The organism is Rothia sp. 11273D007AR (assembly GCF_053547255.1).
This window is the reverse complement of record NZ_JBPPWJ010000021.1, coordinates 1-20,187: the sequence shown is the minus strand read 5'-3', so window position 1 is coordinate 20,187 and position 20,187 is coordinate 1. Positions and strand designations below refer to the sequence as shown.

Sequence of the window (20,187 nt, the reverse complement as noted above, 5' to 3'; positions counted from 1 at the left end):
TAGTTACTGATACGCCCCCGTATCAGAATACCTATATTCTTTTTTCAAGAAAGGTAATAGTTCCTTCTGACAGACCGGCAAGAGTCTGATGTTCCAGCTCTTCCAAGGCAGTCAGACGCGCAACGAGCGCCTGCCTTTGGTGTTTGATCTTTGCCAGCTCCGTTTCTAGGGAGTTATTCTCAGCAGTAGCAGTACCTGTAAATGCTTTCAGCACGACAGGTGGCACTCTCACTTCTTTCGCTAGAGCCTTCTGGGCACCAGCCAGCTTCTGTTCCTGCAAACCAGCCCGCACCAGCCGTGCAAAGACCTCGCTACTAAGCGCAACCTGTTGGGGCTTCTCATCTGCGCTACGCAGAATAAAAAGTGGGGCTTGGACCAGCACCAGGCCGAGCTCAGCACCCACTACGAAGGTCTCTGCACTACCCTCAGAGACCACAATGTCCCCCGGCAGTGCCGGATCGGCTGAGTTACCAAGTTGCGCCAGATCAGCCACCTTTAGTGCCCTAAAGTAGTGGGCACAGTGGTTCCTCTGCCCAACCTTGCCATGCTGTCTTCATCTAACAGACGCACCCAAGCGCCGCCATCCTTAGCTTCAACAGCGCTTACCAAACCCGCAGGGAGCTTAGACTGGGCATAGCCTGGAACCCACTTGAGGGCTCTCTGTCTTATCAGTTCTGCGATGGTGAGATGCTTCTGTTGTGCGGTCTCAGCTACACGCCAATCCAAACTCAGTGGCTGCAGGTTAGTTGTCTGAATCTCCCTGACTTTTAAGTTAATAACACTCACTCTCTGTTGTCCGGGCTTGACTGCCTTCGCCGCGCTTTTATAGCTATGTGCTCCATGCTCAGAAATTTCCCGCTACACCACATATTGTCCGCTGGCCAACGCATGTTCCCCAACTGAACTGTGCACGGCAGAAGACCAGTCCTCCTGCACCAGAGCACCTATATCGTGTATGATGGCCTGCCAGTGGGCATCCTTCTGCCTCAAACTACCACCAAGGTTAAGCACGGCCACCAGAGGTCGGTTATCCGGGCCAACTCTGTGGTTCTCGAAAATTGCCACTGCCAGGGAAGCGTTCGATTCAGACCGCAAGACTCCAGGACCAAGATCTACCACAGCAACCATGTGGCCATAGCGCAACATATCCATGTGCGCGCTACTAACTTGGCTGCCATCACGTACCGGGCTGGTTAGTAGCTCAGACCTACCCAAAACGACAATCGGTACGCCCTCAGGTGAGCTGTCTACAACCTGGCTCAGCGCTTTCCAGTAAAGCTCGTAGGAGGCACCTCGTCGGGCCAGAGGCAAATAGGTGACGATAGCAGAAGCGTCATGGGCCTCTTCAAGCTGCCCCTCCCGGTAAGGGCTATAGAGACTATCAGCTGATAAAAAGACTTGGAATAAGCGCAGAAGCTCATTGCTTTCTCTCATGCCTTCAGCAAAGCTAATACTCTGCAACCCATCAGGGTCATTAGCTACAAGCATCTGCGCCAACTGAATTAAAATGTCATCGTTGGAAGACTGGGGAAAATAGAAATGAAGCCCAGTGCCAAACTCCCCCAGCAGATCAGCGAGGAATTCCCCGACGAGTCCCTGCATAGACTCATTAGAGTCACGCTCACTCACGGCTAGGAACAGTTGGAAAGAGCTCAGAGGTTCTTCAGAGTACCGGGCGACTAGGGCTCCCACTCTATTCAAAACCCCATAGATACCGGTATTCATCGTGAGCAGGTAAGGTTTCACCAGCTCTGCTAGAGGCTGGGATTTTGTAGCGCACCTACGTAGCAGGGCTGCTGGACGCTCATCTGTAAGGTATTCAATCTGCTCATAGATAATACTGAAAACCATAAAGGCCAGCACCTGCTCTTTGCTGTCTAAACCCAAGCATTCGTTTGCACCCCCAGCACCGCAGCATCAGTCAGCATCTGTTCTAACGGCTTTTGAACAGAGCGCTTTGTACACCACTCCACAACCTCAAGCGCAGAGTACAGAGTCTTGGCACCCCTTTGTGCTATGGGGAAGTCCGCATGTCTCTTAGCCCAAGTAGGCACAACTGCCCTTTCCACCCCGGCAACCATCGCGGCCTGGGACGAGTTCAGCACCAGCCCTCCAAGCGCATCCAGAGAATCTAAGGGGGAAGTCATACCAACATCCTACGCTCCCCAAAAGCAAAATTTTTAAATAACCAAAACCGTAAACTTAAATAAGTGCAAAAGATGCGACCATAAGTTCCTTGATTTTTAGAGGTTAAATCACCTATCACATTAAATAACGGTCGCATCACTGTAAGATAATCGCGGCATGCTACCTGAGATCCTGAAAGATTAGCTTGTATCAGCTCGTAAAGACATTCCCAACCGCCTAAAGCTCACTCCTATCCTTGCGCCCCTAAACCCCGGAAGTAGAGTAAACTAAGGACGATTTACACTCACTACACTACGGTTGGGACACCCCTGTGACCTCTCGCTCCCCTTTCGCCTGGACCCTGCACGGCGACGGCAAGAACATCACCCCGGGCGGGGTCGTCCGCCCCCTCGAACGCCTCACCTGGGGCCATACCATCGGTATCGGCGCCCAGCACGTGGTTGCTATGTTCGGTGCGACCTTCCTGGTGCCTCTGCTGACGGGCTTCCCGCCCGCGACCACCCTCTTCTTCTCGGGCATCGGCACCATGCTCTTCCTGCTGATCACGGCAGGACGCGTACCCTCCTACCTGGGCTCGTCCTTCGCCTTCATCGCGCCCCTAGCAGCTGCCACCAACCAGTACGGCCCCGGCGGGGCCCTGGGCGGTATCGTCATGGCCGGTGTCTCCCTCTTTATTGTTGGTCTGGTTGTTCAGGTCGCGGGCACCGGCTGGCTAACCAAGCTCATGCCCCCGGTAGTCACGGGCTCCATCGTGGCGCTCATTGGCTTCAACCTGGCTCCGTCCGCTAAGAATAACTTCATGGAAGCGCCCGTTACCGCCCTGGTGACCCTGTGCTCCATCATCCTGATTTCTGTACTCTTCAAGGGCATGATTGGCCGCCTGTCGATCCTGCTGGGCGTTATCATCGGCTACATCACCGCCGTGGTGCGCGGCGAGGTCGATTTCGCCGCCATCGAAAAGACCTGGGCTGAGCAGGGCCTGATCGGCCTACCCCACTTCCAGCACCCCGAGTTCCACTGGAACCTAGCTGGCCTCTTCATCCCCGTCATTCTGGTGCTGGTTGCCGAGAACATCGGTCACGTAAAGTCCGTTGCCCTGATGACCGGGGATAACCTCGATAAGTACTCCGGCCGTGCCCTCATGGCCGACGGCCTGGCCACCACCTTGGCCGGTGCCGGTGGCGGTTCAGGTACCACCACCTACGCTGAAAACATCGGTGTTATGGCAGCAACCAAGGTCTACTCCACCGCCGCCTACTGGGTCGCTGCGATTTTCGCCGTCCTGCTCTCTATCTTCCCGGTCTTCGGTGCCGCGGTGGCCTCTGTTCCCGCCGGCGTGCTGGGTGGGGCTGCCACCGTGCTCTACGGCATGATCGGCATGCTGGGTGTGCGCATTTGGGTGGAGAACCGCGTGGACTTCTCCAACCAGGTCAATCTGACTGCCGCGTCCGTGGCCCTGATTGTTGGTATTGCTGACTACACCTGGGATATCGGCGACCTGCAGTTCGCCGGTATCGCTCTGGGCACCGCCGCAACCCTGGTGGTCTACCACCTGATGGCTGCGCTCAATAAGGCCTCCAAGGCTCACCCCGAGCCGCTGACTCCGAGCGAGGCTAAGGGCGACGTCCACTAGGCCCTCAACCGGCAGTAGGTACCATCTGAGTCAGAAAAACCCACCTAGTTGGTGGGTTTTTCTAGTTTAAATGGTACCTACCGGGAGGAGGCGAGGACGTCCGCGAGCAGGTCGGTGCGGTTAGTAACGATTCCGTTGACCCCCAGCGCGATAAGTTCCCGCATGGTGCGTTCATCGTCAATCGTCCACACGTGCACCTCCACCCCGGCCCGGCGGGCGGCAGCCACCAGCTTGCGGTCAACAATGCGCAGGCGGCGGCCCGCCACCCGATGATAGGCCGGCACCTGAACCGCGTCGAAGGGAAGCATAAACCTACGGGTCAAAGGCTTAAGAAAACTCCACAGGCTAGGGTGTATGCGCGATAAGGCATAGAAAAAAGTGAAGGACGACTGCGAGGCACTCAGGGGGATCTGCACCCCTAGATTCTGGGCCACCCGGTGCGCCTGCCGCAGGCGGCGCTCCGAAAAGGACGCCAGCCGCACCCGCTCTACCGCACCGGCAGCTACCAGCACCCGCGCAACCTCGGCCGCCGAACCGGCGTCCTTAAGGTCAATATTGAAGCGGGTCTCGGGGAAAGCCTCAAGCATATCGTGCAGGCGGGAAATTTGACCGCCATCCACCAGATTCAGGTCACGCAGCTGATTCCAGGTCATCTCAGCCACCCGGCCCGGGCGACCCACCAAACGATTGAGGGTGGGGTCGTGAAAAACCAGCACCTGGCCGTCAGCGGTGGTGTTCACGTCGGTTTCGAGCCAGTGGGCCCCAGCATCGAGGGCACGACGGAAAGCTCCCTCGGTGTTTTCAGCCTGGCCTATAGCAAGCCCTCTGTGGGCATAAATCTGGGTGTGATCAGGCGAAGACGATGAAAATGCGTGTGAAGGCATAAGAACCAGTATATTACCGGCCAGTAACTTAGGACTGGCGACCCTGGCGTTCAGCCAGCATGCGCTCGATAATCTGGGCAACGCCGTCCTCTTCAAACCCCGGGCAGATACGCCCCACCCGGTCTTTGAGCTCCGGCAGACCCGATGCCATCACGTAGCCGTGACCTGCCCAGTCCAGCATCTCAAAGTCATTGGGCATATCACCAAAAGCAGCCACCTCATCAGGGCCAATGCCCAGCGAAGCCGCAAAGTCAGCCAGCACCCGGCCCTTATTCAGCCCCCGCTGCGCAATTTCCACCAGGGGCTGGTAGGGGGCAGAGCGGGTTGCAGATGCCCGCTCCCCCACGATCTCTTGCACGCGGGCCAATAAATCGGCAGGTACCGCGCCATCCCGGAACAGCAGGTATTTCACAACCTCAGCATCGGGCGCCAGAATCTCTTCCAACTGCCCCTCCACCACCTTGCTGGCGTCTTCCTGCGCGTGCGGGTCATAGGTTCCCTGCACGTAGACATGCTCCAGGGTCTCCGCGATATAGAGAGCTCCCGGGAAAGCCTGCTCCAGCTCGGCGTGCAGGGCCAAAGTTTCAGCCCCGCTGATAGTGCGGGTGACAACCACCTGCGAGCGGGCGATATCGAACGTGACCGCACCGTTAGAGCAGAAGGCAAAAGAGTTCTCGCCGTTCCACTCCTCGCCCAGCTGCTCCAGCACGGGAGCCAACCAGCGCAAGGGGCGACCGGTTACAAAAACGATACGGACGCCAGCATCCGCCGCCGCGTGCAGGGCCTGCAGGGTGCGGGGACGGAACCTGAAATCACTCCCGATGAGGGTGCCGTCCAGGTCGCTGGCAATCAGTTTAATCATGCTTTACATTCTAGTTCTCTTCTTCGTAGGTCGCCGTCAAGAAGGCCCGGGCGATGCCGTGGAAGAAGAGGTTGAAGTTGACCACGGCGGGGCTGGCGTTTTCGTCGATATCGAGTTTTTCCACGTCAACGGCGGTGACACAGAAGATGTAGCGGTGGGGGCCGTGGCCGGCAGGCGGGGCTGCACCAACGAAACCGCGGGTACCGCCGTCGTTGAGATGCCCCATGGCTCCTTCGGGCAGGTTTTCGGCGGCGCCGGTGGCCAGTTCGGTGACCGAGGCGGGGATGTTAGAGGCTGCCCAGTGCCAGAAGCCTGAGGGGGTGGGGGCGTCCGGGTCAAAGCAGGTCACCACAAAGGACTTGGTTTCTTCGGGGAAGCCGCTCCAGGAGAGCTGGGGCGAGACGTCCTCGCCGCCTGCGCCCATGATGCCGGAGACCTGGGCGCGGGGCAGGGTCTCACCTTCGCTGATGTCAGCGGACGTCAGCGTAAAGGTGGGTAGGTCGGGCAGGTCTGCATAGGGTTCGCGGTTGAGCATGGGGGCTTCATCCTCCTTGATTGGCTGTGACCATGTACTACCCAGTCTACTGACTATCACCCCTGGCGAAAAGGGACCTGAAAATCAAAAAAGGACCGCGTATTATGCGGTCCTTTTGAAGTTATGCGGTCCCCTTGGGGAGACACAGAACTAGCCCTCGGGGTAGAGCACGGCGTTCAGTTCCTCACGGGTGGGCGGGTTCGCTCCCTCACGGGAGACGGTGATACCGGCGGCAACTGCTGCGAAGGCCAGGATTTCCTTGAGGTCGTCCTTGCTCAGCAGTTCGATAGCTGCACGGGCGCCCCTACCTTCAATACCGCGGTCCAAGAGGGCAGCGATGAGAGCTGCCATGAGGGAGTCACCAGCACCCACGGTATCGGCAACCTCTACCCGGTAGGCGGGCAGTGCGATGCCGTCGGGTGACGTCTTGCGGGTAATCGCCCAGGGCCCCATCTCACCGCGGGTTACAACCACCAGGGATGCCCCGAGGTCAAGCCAGGCCTGAGCGGATTCTTCAAGGGTACGGCCCGGGTAGAGCCAGAGCAGGTCTTCGTCAGAGGCTTTGACTACGTCGGCCTGGCGCACGATGCCCTCGGCCCAGGCGCGGGCCTCTGCAGCATCGGGCACGATGGAAGGGCGGCAGTTGGGGTCGTAAGAGATGAGCGCGTGGGGTGCTGCCTGCTTGATGGTTTCCAGGACGGCGGTGGCCCCGGGTTCCAGCATGGCGCCGATAGAGCCCACGTGTACGGCGGTGGCGTTCTTACCCACCTCGTCGAGAGCTGCCTGGGCAGCGTCGAGTGACCAGTCGATATCGAACTCGTAGTCAGCGGCACCGGTTTCACCGATGGTGGCCTGGGCTACTGAGGTCTTCTTGGCGTCCGCTCCTACCGGTAGCAGGACGCCCGAGGCGCGCAGGTGGGCGTCGATAAGTTCACCGTAGGCATCCTTGCCGTAGCGGCCAATGAACTGGGCCTGGTGGCCCAGACGGGAAACGCCAACGGCAACGTTCATGGGGGAACCGCCGGGGTGGGCGTGGGATTCTACGCCGGGGCGCTGGACAACATCTACGAGGGCTTCGCCTATGACAGTGAGCATGCCCTTATTTTACCGGTTGTGGCCCTAGCCTCAGAGAAGTTTCGCGTCACAAACTCCACATGTGAGACAACAAACTATAAACTTAGGTCTGTAGTGCCCACCAGCCTCTTGCCTGCCCGTACAGAGCATGGGGTGGGGGCCGCCAGTCACAAACTACCAGCGCACCGCCGCGCTGCTAACCGATGAGTTCAATGACGCTACTCATCGAGGAAGAGGTCAACACTATGACTATTTCTGCCGACAATGCTCACGAGCAGTGGCTTGCCTCTGAGGCTGAAGCCGAGGCTATGATTCCCCTGATTGGCAAGCTGAACCGAGAGAACAATGTGGTTGTCTCTATTCACGGTCACAGCCTGATCAACAAGTCTGTTATTCAGATTTTGAAGGCTCACCGTTTTGCCCGTCAGATTGATGACGTTGAGCTCAACCCGGCCGATTCTCTGAAGATCCTTGAGATTGTCAGCACCCTCGACCTGGGTGCCTGCTCGCTGGGTCTGGCTAGCCTGCAGCGCAAGTTTGAGGCATCTGGCGCGAGCGACCTTGAGGCCTTCCTGCGCGAAGAACTGGCTCCCGTGGTCGGCAAGAAGGGCCAGATTGAAGCTGCCTCACAGGACGTCGTGCTCTACGGTTTTGGCCGCATCGGCCGCCTGCTGGCCCGCATTCTGCTGGAGCGCTCCACCGGCGCCGGCCCCAAGCTCCGGGCCGTTGTGGTTCGTAAGAACACCGATAACGACCTCTACAAGCGTGCTTCCCTGCTACGCCGCGACTCGGTTCACGGCGCTTTCAAGGGCACCATCCGCGTGGATGAAGAGAACTCCACCATCATCGCCAACGGCACCCCCATCAAGTTCATTTACGCATCTGACCCGGCTGAGGTTGATTACACCGCCCACGGCATCGACAAGGCCATCGTGGTTGATAACACCGGCCGCTGGCGCGACAAGGACGGCCTCTCCCGCCACCTGCAGGCCAAGGGGGCTGCGCGCGTCCTACTCACCGCTCCCGGTAAGGGTGTCAAGAATATCGTCTGCGGCGTTAACGACGACATCATCGAAGATAGTGACACCGTCCTGTCAGCAGCCTCCTGCACCACCAACGCCATCACCCCCGTGCTGGCTGTGATGGACGAGGTCTTCGGGGTCAAGCGCGGCCACGTTGAGACCGTCCACTCCTTTACTAATGACCAGAACCTGATTGATAACTTCCACAAGGGAGATCGCCGCGGCCGCTCCGCTGCCCTGAACATGGTCATTACCGAAACCGGCGCCGCTAAGGCAGTGTCTAAGGCCCTGCCCCAGCTGGAGGGCAAGCTGACCGGTAACGCTATCCGCGTTCCCACTCCCGATGTCTCTATGGCTATTTTGAGCCTTCAGCTTGAGAAGCCCGTCGGCTCCAAGGAAGAGCTCAATAACCTGCTGCGCGAGCGCTCCCTGCGCTCTAACCTGCGTCGCCAGATTGACTACACCGACTCCCACGAGGTCGTCTCAACCGACTTCGTTGGCTCCCGCGCCGCCGGTGTCGTGGACGGCCTGGCCACCATCACCTCCGGTGACGATAACGCTATCCTCTACGTCTGGTACGACAACGAGTTCGGCTACTCCTGCCAGGTAATTCGCGTGCTGGAGACCATGATCGGCGGTAAGCTGCAGAGCTTCCCAGCAGCGATCTAAGAGCGCGGACGCCCGCCGCACGTTCGGAAGGGCAGGGGCATAGGCTACGAGCCAGCTGGCTCGGGGCTGGCGTGAATCGTGACGAGCCGCCAGGCGAGGAGCGAGAGGGTCGCTGGCGGTAGCCTATGCCCCTGCCCTTTTTGCAACATGGTGTTGAGTCACGGTTTACGCGAAGTTCTCGCTCACCCAATCCCCCGCGGCGGTGGCGGGGGCTGCTTTTTCGGCGCCGGAGACGCGCGTGTTCAGCTCAATCAGGGTCTCGGTGGTGAGTAGGGCTGAGACCTCATCGAGCGCATGGGCCGCTGCTACCGAGACCTGACGGGTATTGATGACGGGTAGTACCTGCTGGGCCAGGATCATGTTTTTGGGGTCCTCAAGCACCACGAAGTTGTTGGCGGTGATGGCGGGGTCAGTGGAGAAGAGATCCACGATATCAACGGTGCCATCGGCCAGGGCGGCAACGGTAAGCGGGCCGCCGCCATCGTTGATGGGTTCGAAGGACGCCGGGGTGAAGCTGTAGAGGCGCTCTAGGCCGGGCAGGCCGTAGGCTCGTTCCGCAAATTCCGGGGGTGCCCCTAGGCTGAGCTGGCCGCTGAGGGCGGTGAGGTCGTCCAGGCTGGTTAGACCGTGTTCTTCGGCGGTAGCGGCGGTGACGACCAGGGAGTCCTTGTTCTCTGCCTGCGAGGCCGCCAGAACGCCCAGCTCCTCGGGCAGGGCGGTGGGGAGGGCCTGCACGATTTCTTGGGCAGTGACGGCTGTGGTCTCTGTGTCGAAGTAGAGCAGGAGGTTGCCGGAGTAGTCGGGTACCACCGAGACAGTGCCCTCGCGCAGGGCCCCGAGGTAGGCTTCGCGGGCGCCGATGGCGGGGCTGGTGCTGGCATCTAGTCCGCGGGCGCGCAGGGCGGCAGCGTAGATTTCAGCAATGATTTGTGATTCGGTGAAGTCGGCTGAACCCACGGTGATGGTGCCGGTGGCGCTTCCGCTACCAAAGGCGGTAGAGCCGTCCAGGCCGCAGGCCGATAGGCCCAGGGCGCCAGCGGCAAGGCCAGCCCCGGTAAAGAGGGAGCGGCGGGTGAGGCGGGGTGAAGTCATAGGTGTTTACCTTAGTCCGGGGTAGGTGAGGGCCCTCTGCACAAGGGCAAGTAGAGCATCGACGATTAGGGCGAGGGCGGCAACCAGAAGGACGGCCGCGACCATGCGGGTGTAGTCGCGCACTGCCAGCCCGTCGATGAGGTAGCGCCCTAGCCCGCCAAGGTTGATGTAGGCAACCACGGTGACGGTTGCGATGATTTGCAGTACCGCGTTACGAATGCCACCGAAAATGAGGGGCAGGGCCACGGGAATTTCTACCCGGGTAAGCACCTGCCAGCCGGTCATGCCCTGGGCGCGGGCGGCGTCCTTAATAACGGGGTCCACAGCCGCAATACCGGCGTAGGTGCCCGCCAGGAGCGGGGCAATAGCCAGTATGACGAGGGCAAGCGCCGGGGCGGTCAGCCCCAGTCCCAGCCAGAGAGCAAAGAGGGTGAGCAGGCCCAGGGTGGGGAGGGCTCGCAGGGCACCGGTCAGGGCAACCACCAGGTTTTCCCCCTTACCGGTATGACCGACCCAGGCACCCAGCGGCAGGGCGATAGCCGCCGCTATCAGGAGCACCAGGCCGGAGTAGGCCAGGTGCTCGCCAAGACGCTGCCAGATACCGCCGGTGCCCACCCAGGCGCCGGGGGCGGTGAACCAGGCCCAGACGTCCTGAAAAATCATGGGTTCCTCCAACGGGTGAGCGCGGCGCCGACCAGGGCCAGCAGGCGGTCGAGCACGAGGGCAAGGACGAGGGTGAGCAGGATTCCGGTGATGATTTCAGCCGGTAGGTCCCGGCGCAGGCCGTCGGTGAAGAGGGTGCCGAGGGACTGGATGCCAATAACAGCGCCCACCGACACCATAGAAATATTCGAGACCAGGGCAACGCGTAAACCGGCGATCATGACGGGTAGCGACAGGGGTAGCTCAACCTGCCAGAAGCGGCGCAGCGGGGTGTAGCCTACGGCTGTGGCGGCTTCGAGGGTGATGGGTGAGACCGATTCGAAGGCGTCCACGGCGCTGCGCACCATCATGGCTACCACGTAGATAGTCAGCGCCACGTAGACGTTGAGCGGGGAAGTAATGGAGGTGCCCAGCACCAGGGGCATGAGCACAAACAGCGCTAGTGAGGGCACGGTGTAGAGCAGGGCAGCGCCATTGACGACCGCCCCTTTACGCACCCGGCCGGCAGTTGTGTAGGCCTCGGTGGAGCGTCCGTCCGCCCGCCTCCCCAGGGCCAGCCGGGCCAGGGGCAGGGCGAGGGCAAAGCCCACCACTACCGGGATGACCGACTGCGCCAGGTGCAGCGTGGTGAGCTGCCCGATGTAGGGCAGGTTCGCTAGAAACCAGCTCATGCGGACGCCCCGCTACCGGGGGTCTCGTCGGTGGATTCTCGGCCCGTGCCGGCCCCATCAGCGCGGGCCCAGGGGGCTTCCAGGCCGTAGCGCAGGTAGCGCTCCTGCCGGGTTGCTTCGAGCACGTTATCGGCCTCCAGCAGGCCCAGGGCCAGCCCCTGCTCGTCAACCGCCACACCCCAGCCGGAGGGGGACGACAGCACCGAATCCAGGGCATCGCGCAGGGTTCCTCCCCGCACGAAAAGGGAGCCGCCGGGCAGGTGCCTGCCGCCGGTCAGCCAACCGTCGGGGCGTCCGTCCGCTAGTCTCAGCTGCCAGCCCTCGGCCTCAGCGGCCTGCAGGGGGCGGACGGCCACGTTCCCCGCCCCAGCAAAGGTCAGGCGGCGCATGCCGCGGTCGCGCCCCACAAAAGAAGCAACATAATCGCAGGCCGGAGCCCGCAAAATCTCTTCGGGGGTGCCAAACTGGGCGATGGTGCCGCCGGGGGCAAAGACGGCGATGTAGTCCCCCAGGAGCACAGCTTCGTCGATATCGTGGGTGACGAAGACGATGGTGCGCTGGAGCTTCTGCTGCAGGTCAAGAAGGCTCTGTTGCAGGTCAGCCCGCACCACGGGGTCGATGGCGCTAAAGGGCTCGTCCATGAGCAAAATATCTGACTGCCCCGCCAAGGCTCGTGCCACACCCACCCGCTGGGCCTGACCACCCGATAGCTGGGCCGGGTACTTACTGGCAGATGCGCGGTCCAGGCCCACGGTATCGAGAAGTTCTAGGGCTTCGGCACGGGCCTGCTTCTTAGACACCCCTTTGAGGCGGGGCACGGTGGTGATGTTATCGAGCACGCTCTGATGGGGCATGAGCCCCGCCTGCTGCAGCACATAACCCATAGAGCGGCGCAGCTCGTGAGCTGGTCGAGAAGTGTTGGCTTCTCCCCGCACCAGAATCTCCCCACCGGTATGTTCTACCATGCGGTTAATCATGCGCAGGGAGGTCGTTTTACCGCAGCCCGAGGGGCCCACAAAAACCGTGATGCTCCCCCGAGGAATACTGAGGTTAAGGTTATCTACCACCGCCGCGTCACCGTATTTCTTGGTGACCGACCGGAATTCAATAGCGGGGGCCGCTGCCATACTTGCTCTTTCGTTTGAGGCGGGGAAGGTTTTGCTTCAGCAACCTAACGCCCACGAATCCCAGCCTATTCCAGGCAGTTCTTAAACAGCAAGTACCCTGTCATAAATGCAGATGCCCTGCTTAAAGTGACAGGCATCTGCACTTTTAAGGGGGCAGGTGGGTTGCTAGGCTAGTGACATGAAAATTGCTACCTGGAACGTGAACTCTATCCGTGCCCGCGCTGACCGCGTGGAAGACTGGCTAGAGCGCAGCGACGTAGACGTCCTAGCTATCCAAGAAACCAAGGCCACCGACGAGACCTTCCCCTACGAGATTTTTGAGTACTCGGGCTATGAGGTGGCCCATTTTGGGCTGTCACGGTGGAACGGGGTGGCGCTGGCCTCCCGGGTGGGGCTTGAGGACATTCAGCGCACCTTCACCAACCAGCCGGCTTTTGGCAAGCCGGGTGAGGACGCCGTCGTTGAGGCCCGCGCAATCGGGGCCACCTGCGGCGGGGTTCGGGTCTGGAGCCTCTACGTGCCCAACGGTCGCGGTATCGATGACCCACATATGCCCTATAAGCTGGCCTGGCTTGAGGAGCTCCGCAAGGACGCCGCCAGCTGGCTAGCGCAGGACCCCGCAGCCCAGTTCGCCCTGGTGGGAGACTTTAATATTGCCCCGCTCGATGAGGATGTATGGGATATCGACTTCTTTAGGGAAAACCAGATGACTCACGTGACCGAGCCTGAGCGGGCGGCCTTTAGGGCTTTTCTTAAAGAGCCTTTGGGGCTGGTTGATGTGGCTCGTGAGCATACCACCGTGCCCTACACCTACTGGGACTACACCAAGCTACGTTTCCCCAAGAACGAGGGGATGCGCATTGATTTTCAGCTCTACTCCCCCGTGCTGGCCCAGCGGGTTGTGGGCGCCGAAATTGACCGCGAAGAACGTAAGGGCAAGGGCGCTTCAGACCACGCACCGGTGATTGTTGAGATTAACTAAAAACAGCCCCGGCCTGTGAACCCACAGGCTGGGGCTGTTTTTGTTTTAAAACAAAAAACCCACTCTCATGTAGAAGCCTAGAGAGTGGATTTCGTGGCTCCGACCGGCGTCGATCCGGTGACCTTACGATTTTCAGTCGCACGCTCTACCAACTGAGCTACAGAGCCAGGCATACCCTTAGATATGCCACAACCGCGTCTTCCCACAAGTGAGAACTTACGCGGTCGGAGCGACCCCGACGGGACTTGAACCCGCGACCTCCGGCGTGACAGGCCGGCGCGCTAACCAACTGCGCTACGGGGCCATACGCAAGAACCGAAGTTCTTACATGGCCGTGAAACCAAAGGTTTCACAGTACCCCCAACGGGATTTGAACCCGTGTTACCGCCGTGAAAGGGCGGCGTCCTAGGCCGCTAGACGATAGGGGCTAGTTCGCTGTATCGTGACCGGCTTTGTTTCCTCAGCCCGTCGCTCGAACAAGTAATACATTACGCGAGTTCAAACAGGCGCGCAAATCGAAAACTGCCCATTCGGGACATTTTGGGTCAAAAGCTGGGTGCCCTGCACCACAAAATTCACGCAAAAGTAACCGGCAATACACATAAACAACCTAGCCAGAACCGATATTGCCGCATCAAGCGTCCGTACCAAAAATTTTTTGAACTTTTTTAAAAAAGACGGCAGGATAGCGCCGTCGGAGCCCTTTTCAGCCTGAAAAGGAGCTTCGGCGGGAGCCATCCTGCCTTGTCTTACAACCAGCCTACTCCTTGCGAGAGAAGCTGACTAGAGTGCTTTTACGTTTTGGCTAGCCCCAGGTAACGCCAGCATCGGGGGCCTGATCGATGCGGGGGTCTTCAATCTGGGGAACAATCATCACGGGCACCTGGGTATTGTGCAGGATGCCCTGCGAGGTGGAGCCCAGAATCATGCCGGCAATACCACCGCGGCCGCGAGTACCAACCACAATCATGTCAGCAGCCTTACCCGCCTCTAGCAGTACCTGAACGGGTGAGCCGTCAATGAGCTTGAATTCGATTTCCAGGTTGGGGAAGTAGCCGCGAATCCATTCAGCGGCCTTGCGCTGCAAATCAGCAATTTCGCGGTAGAGGGCCTCAAAGTCCACAGCGGCAGGCACCCAGTTGAGCGCACCGGTGTAGGGAGCCAGGGCGTTGACCAGGGTGAGCTTGACGCCGCGGCGGGAAGCTTCGTCGGCTGCCTGCATCATGGCCAGGCGGGCCTCGTCGGAGCCGTCCGAACCAACAACCACGGACTGGCCGCCGCCCAGAATGCCGGGGTCAGCTTCAATCTTCTCGGCATAGGACTGGGGAACTGCCACGGTGGGGCAGTGAGAGTGGGCAGGCAGGGAGGTAGAAACAGTGCCCAGCAGGCGTCCCAGGAAGCCGCCGTGAGAGCGGGAACCTACCACCATCAGCTCAGCCTTCTTGGAGAGTTCCAGGAGGACGGCGGTAGCGTCGCCGGTCTCGACCGTAGCGCGAAGTTCAACGCTGGTTTCGCCCACGCGGGAGTGAGCTTCGTCGAGAATCTGGGCCACACCGTCGGTCAGGGCCTGCTCGTCAACCATGGAGTAGCCGGCGTCAAAACCGGTGCCGGTGAAGACGGGCAGGGAGTAGGCGGTGACCATGCGGACGGGCACCTTGCGAATCTCAGCCTCATGCACGGCCCAGCGTAGGGCACCGTAGCTCTGCTCGGAGCCGTCAATACCGACGATGATTTCACCGGATGCGTTGGCTACTTCTGCGATATCGTTGCGGGCAGCTACTGCTTTTTCACCGAAGGTGAGAGCGTGTTCGGTCATGGTCATCTCCTTAGATTCATGATGACCCCGCTCTGCCAGCCGGGTTGCCGGCGCTGCTGCCGGGGCCTACTTCTAGTTTAGTCCTCCCCTCGTGAGCGGCGTGACTTATTTCGCCTCATTACCGCACTTATTCATTTTTGAACTAGATAAGGTAAGGACGCCGCACCCCACTCCCCTGCCGCTGGGCAGGGAGGTGGGTGGCGGCGTCCTTGCACCAGCGAGCGTGCGTTATATCGCCGAGCGTGCAGTAGCCATGCACACGCTCAGCGATACGGCGCACGCTCGCTGAGAAACACCTAACCCAGGGGGCTAAACACAGCGCCGGAGGCGGTCACCGTCAGCACGCCCTGTTCGGTGTACAGCACCGAGGCATCCCCTACCTGCTGCACCTCAGACACCGGGAAGCCAAAGGCATCTACAGCGCCGTGGGCATTGAAGTAGTCCCCTGCCAGGGTTCCGGACTCAACAAAATGGGCGCCAGTAGCCTCAGACCAGAAGACGTTACCACTAGCCAGACCCGGCTGGGCGAAGCTCTGGCGCACGCCGCTGCCCACCGGCTGCTCGTCGGTCACAGGAATCAGGTTGTACAGGGCAGAGCCGTCACCCACCGTCACCGCGCCAAAACGCCATAGGTCATATATAGCACCGTGCACAGCATGGGCACCCGTTACCTCGTTATAGAACACAGCCCCGCGGTTAAAGTTCTGACCCATAAAACCGGGGGCACCAGGAGTACCGGGAGCAATAAAACCCTCATCGGTGGGAGCACCCAGCCAGGCGTAATCTTCGGGGGCCCAGGGCAGGGTGCCGGCGCTTGAGCTGGTGACCAGCGGCGGCTGCTCCGCGGTACCGGCCTCGCTGGCCTGGGCGGGAGCAAGCCCCGTGAGCGTCAGCGCCCCGAGGGCGAGCGCAGCCGAACCGCAACGGGCAAAAATACGGAGTGAAGACTTGTTCATGGTGGTTATACCTTCCTTTCTCCAGTACTTCCACCCCATCACAGCCACCCTGGCCCGGGCAAGCAAAAACAGGCAGGTTGATCGAATTGTGAGCCAACTGTTACCAAGCTGTGACCGGCCGCCCAGACTCACAGCCAGCACCCACCTCTTCGTGCGAAAATATGCATGAACGAGCAAGAATCGAGGTAGATTATGGCCGACACCCCGCAGACAAGCCCCTCATGGAGCACCTGGGCGCGCCAACACACCGTGCAGCCCACCGGCGTCCTTGCGCCCCGGTCAGTGCCCGAGCTGCAACGGCAGATTCAGGACGCCGCCGCGGCAGATACCCGGGTCAAGGTAGTGGGGCGGGGGCGCAGCGCGTCCGCCATTGGGCAGCCGGTCGGCACCATGCTGACCCTAGAGCACCTCACCGGCCTGGTGCGGGTGGACCCCGATAATCTCACCGCCACCTTCCTGGCGGGCACCACCGTGCGCGAGGCCAACCGCCTGCTGGGCCACTACAACCTGGCCTTCACCAACCTGGGACGACTCGACGAGCAGACCCTGGCCGGGGCAATTTCTACCGGCTTTCACGGCACCGGCCTAAGCTACGGTATCTTTGCCACCCAGGTCGCCGAGCTCAAGCTGGTGGACGCCACCGGCACCCTGCTTACCTGCTCACCCCAGCAGAACCCGGAAATTTTCTCAGCGGCCCTCTGCGGCCTGGGTGCCCTGGGCATCATCGTGGAACTGACCTTTAAGGTGGTGCCCCAGTTCCGCCTGCACGCGGCTGAGCGCGGCCACACCTACCAGAGCATCGTGCACTCTTTTGAAGACCGCTCCCGCGGGGCGGACCACTACGAATTTAGCTGGTTCCCGGGCTCCGGCGAGGTGCGCACCCGCAGACTCACCCGCCTGGCCCTGCTCACCGACGGCTACATGCCCGCCAGCGCTGCCCTGAGCCAGGCCCGGCGCTACGGCGGCGACCACCTGCTCAACAACGGGGTATTCTCGGCGCTCAGCTACGCCGGAGCTAAGGTGCCTGCGGCGCAGCCGGCGCTGAATAGGGTAGCCAACTGGGCTAAGGGCAACCGCCGCTACGCCGACTACTCGGCCCGCGTTTTCACTATTCACCGCACCGTGCGGCAAAACAATATGGAATACGCATTCGATATGCCGCAGTTTGCCGACGTCATGCGCGATGTGCGCGCCCACCTGTCGTCCTACCGCAGCCAGATGGCCTACCCCCTGGTCGTGCGCACCGCTGCCGCCGACGACATCTGGCTTTCCCAGGCCTACGGGCGCGAGACCTTCTACGTCTCGGCGCGCGCCTACTGGCGCCAGCCCCACGCCGAACTGTTCGGTGTGCTTGAGGGGGTTTTCAAGGAGCACGGCGGACGCCCCCACTGGGGCCAGTACCACACCCAGGACGCGGACGCCCTCGCCCAGCTCTACCCCCATTTCAACGACTTCGTGGAGCTGCGCGAAGAGCTAGACCCGTCGGGCCTCTTCCTCAACCCCTACCTGGACTGGGTGCTCATGCGGTAGCCCCCGTAGGTACCACCTAAATCAGAAAAACCCACCTAGTTGGTGGGTTTTTCTGATTTAGATGGTCTTTTCTGAAAGAACCTGACGCTACTCGCCGCGTGAAATTGCGGTCATCTCGTCGCGGTCAACCACCTTGATGCGGGCGCGGGGCTCGCCGGCGGCGTCCTTGGCTTCTGCGCCCAGGGCCTTTTCGTGGTCGTCCAGGCGGTGCCAGCCTTCCCAGGTGGTGTAGCGGACGCCCGCCTCGTCGAGGAAGGCCTCAATCGCTGCGGGGTCGGCGGCCTCGGCGGTGTAGAGGTTGTCGCGGTCTTCGAGCAGGTGGGTGACGGTTTCGAGGGCGTCTGACTTGGTGGAACCAATCAGGCCGACGGGGCCGCGCTTAATCCAGCCGGTGGCGTAGAGGCCGGGGACGGGTACATCGCTGTCGTCGATGACGCGACCCTCAACGTTGGTGATGACGCCGCGTTCGCTATCGTAGCCGACCTCGGGCAGTTCAGAGCCAAAGTAGCCGATAGCACGGTAGACAGCCTGCACGGGGTAGTCGATGAATTCGCCGGTGCCGGTAACGCCGCCGTTGCCGTTGAGCTCGGTGCGTTCCATCTTGATACCGGTGACCTTGCCGTGCTCACCGAGGATTTCGGCGGGTGACTGCAGGAAGTGCAAGTGCAGGCGGCGGGAGGCGGTGCCGGGGTTTTCCTTCTGCTCTTCGAGCCAGCCGTTAAGGGTCTTCATCATGACCTTGGTCTGGGCGTTGGTTTCCATGGCTTCGCGGGAGGCGTCGTCGAACTGGAAGTCTTCTTCGTAGAGCACGATGTCTACGTCGCGCGAGTGGGCTAGTTCGCGCAGTTCGAGGGGGGTGAACTTGATCTGGGCGGGGCCGCGGCGGCCGAAGATGTGCACGTCGGTGACGGGTGAGGCCTTGAGGCCTTCGTAGACGTTGTCGGGGATTTCGGTGACGAGCAGGTCGTCGGCGTGCTTGGAGAGCACGCGGGCGACGTCGAGGGCTACGTTGCCGTTGCCGAGCACGGCGATTTCTTTGGCTTCCAGCGGCCAGGTGCGGGGCACGTCGGGGTGGCCGTCGTACCAGGAGACGAAGTCGGACGCGCCGTAGGAGCCGGTGAGCTCAACGCCGGGGATGTTGAGGTCGGCGTCCTTGATGGCGCCGGTTGCGAAGATGATGGCGTCGTAGTGCTTGCGCAGGTCAGCCAGGGTGACGTCGGTGCCGTAGTTGACGTTGCCGAAGAAGCGGATGTCGCCGCGGTCGAGTACCTTGTGCAGGGCGTTGATGATGCCCTTGATGCGGGGGTGGTCGGGGGCTACGCCGTAGCGGATCAGGCCGAAGGGGGCGGGGTAGCGGTCGAAGATGTCGATGGCTACGGGCACGGCTCCGGTGCGGACTTCTTCGCTTTTGGTGAGGATGTCTGCGGCGTAGATACCTGCGGGGCCTGCACCGATGACGGCGACGCGCAGGGCGCGGGGGGCTTCGGTTGACACGGGTTTTCCTTTCGGCGCCGGGCGTAGGTGGGCACGGCGGGTTGGGACTTTGGTTCTGCTCTAGTCTACCGAGTTTGGGGCGGACGCCGTCGCCCCGGTTACAGAGTAAGTCCTGGGGTTACCGCGGGTAGGGGCCGGTCGTAACAGAGGTAACAGATACGGGCGGGGGTGCAGGGTACTTTAGATTGCTCCGGCCTGGGACCAGCCAGCGTCTAGGCATTTTTGGGGAGCGGTGAAGATACCGGTTTTGTTGTTCTCGCTCTGGGCAAGGACTTCTGCCGGGATCTGGCTGTAGTGCTGCTGGTATTCTTCCTCGCTCATGTAGTCACTGGCTAGTTCTTGCTCAGCAAACTCGGTGGGGTCAGCTAGTGTGCCGCCGAAGCACATGACGCCGGAGTAGAGCACGTAGATATTGCCGGTGTCGATGCCCCGCTGAATATCTTCGTTAGAAATAGTGGGGCCCTGGGTTGCCAGCTCTTCGGGGCTGGCGGTTGCTGTGGTAGCAGGTGGCGGCACAGTGGTGGTGCGGACGCTCGGGGTGGAGCTTGGTGCCTCAGCTGTGGTGGACGCGCCGCTGGAGCAGGCTGCCAGTAGCGGAATGAGTAGGGCAAGGGGAAGGGCTCGACGTGGCATGGTGCAATCTCCTTTGAATGCCAAGAATTGTAATTATTCCAGCAGACACATCTGAAGTTTTCAAGAGATAGAAGCACCTTCAGTACTTAAGTACTGAGTTGTGCTTAGAAACTTGGCTCAACGCTCCTTAAGGGTATTTTCCTCTTCACGCCAGCAGTCCCAAACTAGGCAGACATAGAAGTAAACAGTCAGGTGCGTACTTTAACTGAAGTGTTTCTAGACAACCGCTAGGCCTGCATCTCACAGCTGGAGATGCAGGCCTAGCGGTGTCTATTTACTGATTCTCGCGCTTAGCTTTTTGGTGCCGATACAGAGTTACCGAGGCTTATTCAAAAGTCCCACCCGCAGCCAAAAACACCAACCCCCGCACCACCGCAAACACCCGCCCATACAACC

Annotated in this window: 19 protein-coding genes and 3 tRNA genes; 4 read left to right on the top strand and 18 right to left on the bottom strand. The window is 60.6% G+C overall.

The features are described 5' to 3' along the window. Nucleotides 1–31: 31 nt before the first annotated feature. Complete coding sequence (locus tag ACED88_RS10335) at nt 32–493, bottom strand: hypothetical protein (protein ID WP_431465030.1); 462 nt, start codon at nt 491–493, stop codon at nt 32–34. A gap of 365 nt (nt 494–858) precedes the next feature. Further along, complete coding sequence (locus ACED88_RS10330; protein WP_431465031.1) at nt 859–1,887, bottom strand: hypothetical protein; 1,029 nt, start codon at nt 1,885–1,887, stop codon at nt 859–861. Nucleotides 1,888–2,458: 571 nt separating this feature from the next. Here ACED88_RS10330 and ACED88_RS10325 point away from each other — a divergent pair. Next, nucleotides 2,459–3,781, top strand: coding sequence for a uracil-xanthine permease family protein (locus tag ACED88_RS10325; protein ID WP_449109543.1), 1,323 nt, complete (start codon nt 2,459–2,461; stop codon nt 3,779–3,781). Nucleotides 3,782–3,858: 77 nt separating this feature from the next. On the opposite strand, the gene ACED88_RS10320 is transcribed toward ACED88_RS10325, so the two are convergent. From ACED88_RS10320 to ACED88_RS10305, 4 genes are all read right to left on the bottom strand, one after another. After that, nucleotides 3,859–4,665 carry a glycerophosphodiester phosphodiesterase family protein gene (locus ACED88_RS10320; protein WP_449109542.1) on the bottom strand — a complete coding sequence of 269 codons (807 nt, stop codon included), beginning with the start codon at nt 4,663–4,665 and terminating at the stop codon, nt 3,859–3,861. 28 nt (nt 4,666–4,693) lie between these two features. Continuing rightward, nucleotides 4,694–5,527, bottom strand: a complete 834-nt coding sequence (locus ACED88_RS10315) for a Cof-type HAD-IIB family hydrolase (RefSeq protein WP_449109541.1) — start codon at nt 5,525–5,527, stop codon at nt 4,694–4,696. Between the two features lie 10 nt (nt 5,528–5,537). Continuing rightward, nucleotides 5,538–6,062 carry a YbhB/YbcL family Raf kinase inhibitor-like protein gene (locus tag ACED88_RS10310; RefSeq protein WP_449109540.1) on the bottom strand — a complete coding sequence of 175 codons (525 nt, stop codon included), beginning with the start codon at nt 6,060–6,062 and terminating at the stop codon, nt 5,538–5,540. A gap of 150 nt (nt 6,063–6,212) precedes the next feature. Then, nucleotides 6,213–7,157: a carbohydrate kinase family protein gene (locus ACED88_RS10305; RefSeq protein WP_449109539.1), complete on the bottom strand. Its 945-nt coding sequence runs from the start codon at nt 7,155–7,157 to the stop codon at nt 6,213–6,215. 224 nt (nt 7,158–7,381) lie between these two features. Here ACED88_RS10305 and ACED88_RS10300 point away from each other — a divergent pair, with 224 nt between their 5' ends. Next, complete coding sequence (locus ACED88_RS10300) at nt 7,382–8,827, top strand: glyceraldehyde-3-phosphate dehydrogenase (RefSeq protein WP_449109538.1); 1,446 nt, start codon at nt 7,382–7,384, stop codon at nt 8,825–8,827. A gap of 165 nt (nt 8,828–8,992) precedes the next feature. On the opposite strand, the gene ACED88_RS10295 is transcribed toward ACED88_RS10300, so the two are convergent. The 4 genes from ACED88_RS10295 to ACED88_RS10280 are packed head-to-tail and all read right to left on the bottom strand — an operon-like array spanning nt 8,993 to nt 12,380. Continuing rightward, the gene (locus ACED88_RS10295; protein ID WP_449109537.1) at nt 8,993–9,919 is read right to left on the bottom strand and encodes an ABC transporter substrate-binding protein; all 927 of its coding nucleotides are present in this window, start codon (nt 9,917–9,919) and stop codon (nt 8,993–8,995) included. A gap of 6 nt (nt 9,920–9,925) precedes the next feature. Beyond that, a complete protein-coding gene (locus ACED88_RS10290) occupies nt 9,926–10,582 on the bottom strand; it encodes an ABC transporter permease (RefSeq protein WP_449109536.1) in 657 nt (218 codons plus the stop codon). Further along, nucleotides 10,579–11,253: an ABC transporter permease gene (locus ACED88_RS10285; RefSeq protein WP_237236504.1), complete on the bottom strand. Its 675-nt coding sequence runs from the start codon at nt 11,251–11,253 to the stop codon at nt 10,579–10,581. The genes ACED88_RS10290 and ACED88_RS10285 overlap by 4 nt, the downstream gene beginning before the upstream one ends. Beyond that, nucleotides 11,250–12,380, bottom strand: coding sequence for an ABC transporter ATP-binding protein (locus tag ACED88_RS10280; RefSeq protein WP_449109535.1), 1,131 nt, complete (start codon nt 12,378–12,380; stop codon nt 11,250–11,252). The genes ACED88_RS10285 and ACED88_RS10280 overlap by 4 nt, the downstream gene beginning before the upstream one ends. A gap of 178 nt (nt 12,381–12,558) precedes the next feature. Between ACED88_RS10280 and ACED88_RS10275 the strand changes: the two genes are divergently transcribed. Continuing rightward, complete coding sequence (locus ACED88_RS10275) at nt 12,559–13,362, top strand: exodeoxyribonuclease III (protein ID WP_449109534.1); 804 nt, start codon at nt 12,559–12,561, stop codon at nt 13,360–13,362. 94 nt (nt 13,363–13,456) lie between these two features. On the opposite strand, the gene ACED88_RS10270 is transcribed toward ACED88_RS10275, so the two are convergent. The 6 genes from ACED88_RS10270 to ACED88_RS10245 form a co-directional block, all read right to left on the bottom strand. Next, nucleotides 13,457–13,529: transfer RNA gene (locus ACED88_RS10270), tRNA-Phe, on the bottom strand. Nucleotides 13,530–13,592: 63 nt separating this feature from the next. Next, nucleotides 13,593–13,666: transfer RNA gene (locus tag ACED88_RS10265), tRNA-Asp, on the bottom strand. A gap of 51 nt (nt 13,667–13,717) precedes the next feature. Beyond that, nucleotides 13,718–13,790 (bottom strand) — tRNA-Glu (locus ACED88_RS10260). A gap of 70 nt (nt 13,791–13,860) precedes the next feature. Then, nucleotides 13,861–14,100, bottom strand: a complete 240-nt coding sequence (locus ACED88_RS10255) for a hypothetical protein (protein WP_237236503.1) — start codon at nt 14,098–14,100, stop codon at nt 13,861–13,863. A gap of 67 nt (nt 14,101–14,167) precedes the next feature. After that, nucleotides 14,168–15,178 (bottom strand): universal stress protein, encoded by a 1,011-nt coding sequence (locus ACED88_RS10250; protein WP_449109533.1) that lies wholly within the window; start codon nt 15,176–15,178, stop codon nt 14,168–14,170. Between the two features lie 296 nt (nt 15,179–15,474). Further along, complete coding sequence (locus ACED88_RS10245; RefSeq protein ID WP_449109532.1) at nt 15,475–16,134, bottom strand: LGFP repeat-containing protein; 660 nt, start codon at nt 16,132–16,134, stop codon at nt 15,475–15,477. Between the two features lie 192 nt (nt 16,135–16,326). On the opposite strand from ACED88_RS10245, the gene ACED88_RS10240 reads away from it, so the two are divergent. After that, a complete protein-coding gene (locus ACED88_RS10240; protein ID WP_431464904.1) occupies nt 16,327–17,664 on the top strand; it encodes a D-arabinono-1,4-lactone oxidase in 1,338 nt (445 codons plus the stop codon). Between the two features lie 87 nt (nt 17,665–17,751). On the opposite strand, the gene ACED88_RS10235 is transcribed toward ACED88_RS10240, so the two are convergent. Both ACED88_RS10235 and ACED88_RS10230 read right to left on the bottom strand, forming a co-directional pair. Continuing rightward, the gene (locus ACED88_RS10235) at nt 17,752–19,158 is read right to left on the bottom strand and encodes an FAD-dependent oxidoreductase (protein WP_449109531.1); all 1,407 of its coding nucleotides are present in this window, start codon (nt 19,156–19,158) and stop codon (nt 17,752–17,754) included. A gap of 180 nt (nt 19,159–19,338) precedes the next feature. After that, entirely contained in the window at nt 19,339–19,791 is a 453-nt protein-coding gene (locus ACED88_RS10230; RefSeq protein WP_326504019.1) for a hypothetical protein, read from the bottom strand. Between the last annotated feature and the right edge of the window lie 396 nt (nt 19,792–20,187).

Bases quoted from the DNA above. Each gene is read 5' to 3' on its own strand.
- ACED88_RS10285 (WP_237236504.1), bottom strand. From the start codon at position 11,253: ATGAGCTGGTTTCTAGCGAACCTGCCCTACATCGGGCAGCTCACCACG.
- ACED88_RS10295 (WP_449109537.1), bottom strand. From the start codon at position 9,919: ATGACTTCACCCCGCCTCACCCGCCGCTCCCTCTTTACCGGGGCTGGC.
- ACED88_RS10315 (WP_449109541.1), bottom strand. From the start codon at position 5,527: ATGATTAAACTGATTGCCAGCGACCTGGACGGCACCCTCATCGGGAGT.
- ACED88_RS10245 (WP_449109532.1), bottom strand. From the start codon at position 16,134: ATGAACAAGTCTTCACTCCGTATTTTTGCCCGTTGCGGTTCGGCTGCG.
- ACED88_RS10310 (WP_449109540.1), bottom strand. From the start codon at position 6,062: ATGCTCAACCGCGAACCCTATGCAGACCTGCCCGACCTACCCACCTTT.
- ACED88_RS10255 (WP_237236503.1), bottom strand. From the start codon at position 14,100: ATGGCTCCCGCCGAAGCTCCTTTTCAGGCTGAAAAGGGCTCCGACGGC.
- ACED88_RS10280 (WP_449109535.1), bottom strand. From the start codon at position 12,380: ATGGCAGCGGCCCCCGCTATTGAATTCCGGTCGGTCACCAAGAAATAC.
- ACED88_RS10230 (WP_326504019.1), bottom strand. From the start codon at position 19,791: ATGCCACGTCGAGCCCTTCCCCTTGCCCTACTCATTCCGCTACTGGCA.
- ACED88_RS10305 (WP_449109539.1), bottom strand. From the start codon at position 7,157: ATGCTCACTGTCATAGGCGAAGCCCTCGTAGATGTTGTCCAGCGCCCC.
- ACED88_RS10275 (WP_449109534.1), top strand. From the start codon at position 12,559: ATGAAAATTGCTACCTGGAACGTGAACTCTATCCGTGCCCGCGCTGAC.
- ACED88_RS10240 (WP_431464904.1), top strand. From the start codon at position 16,327: ATGGCCGACACCCCGCAGACAAGCCCCTCATGGAGCACCTGGGCGCGC.
- ACED88_RS10300 (WP_449109538.1), top strand. From the start codon at position 7,382: ATGACTATTTCTGCCGACAATGCTCACGAGCAGTGGCTTGCCTCTGAG.
- ACED88_RS10290 (WP_449109536.1), bottom strand. From the start codon at position 10,582: ATGATTTTTCAGGACGTCTGGGCCTGGTTCACCGCCCCCGGCGCCTGG.
- ACED88_RS10250 (WP_449109533.1), bottom strand. From the start codon at position 15,178: ATGACCGAACACGCTCTCACCTTCGGTGAAAAAGCAGTAGCTGCCCGC.
- ACED88_RS10320 (WP_449109542.1), bottom strand. From the start codon at position 4,665: ATGCCTTCACACGCATTTTCATCGTCTTCGCCTGATCACACCCAGATT.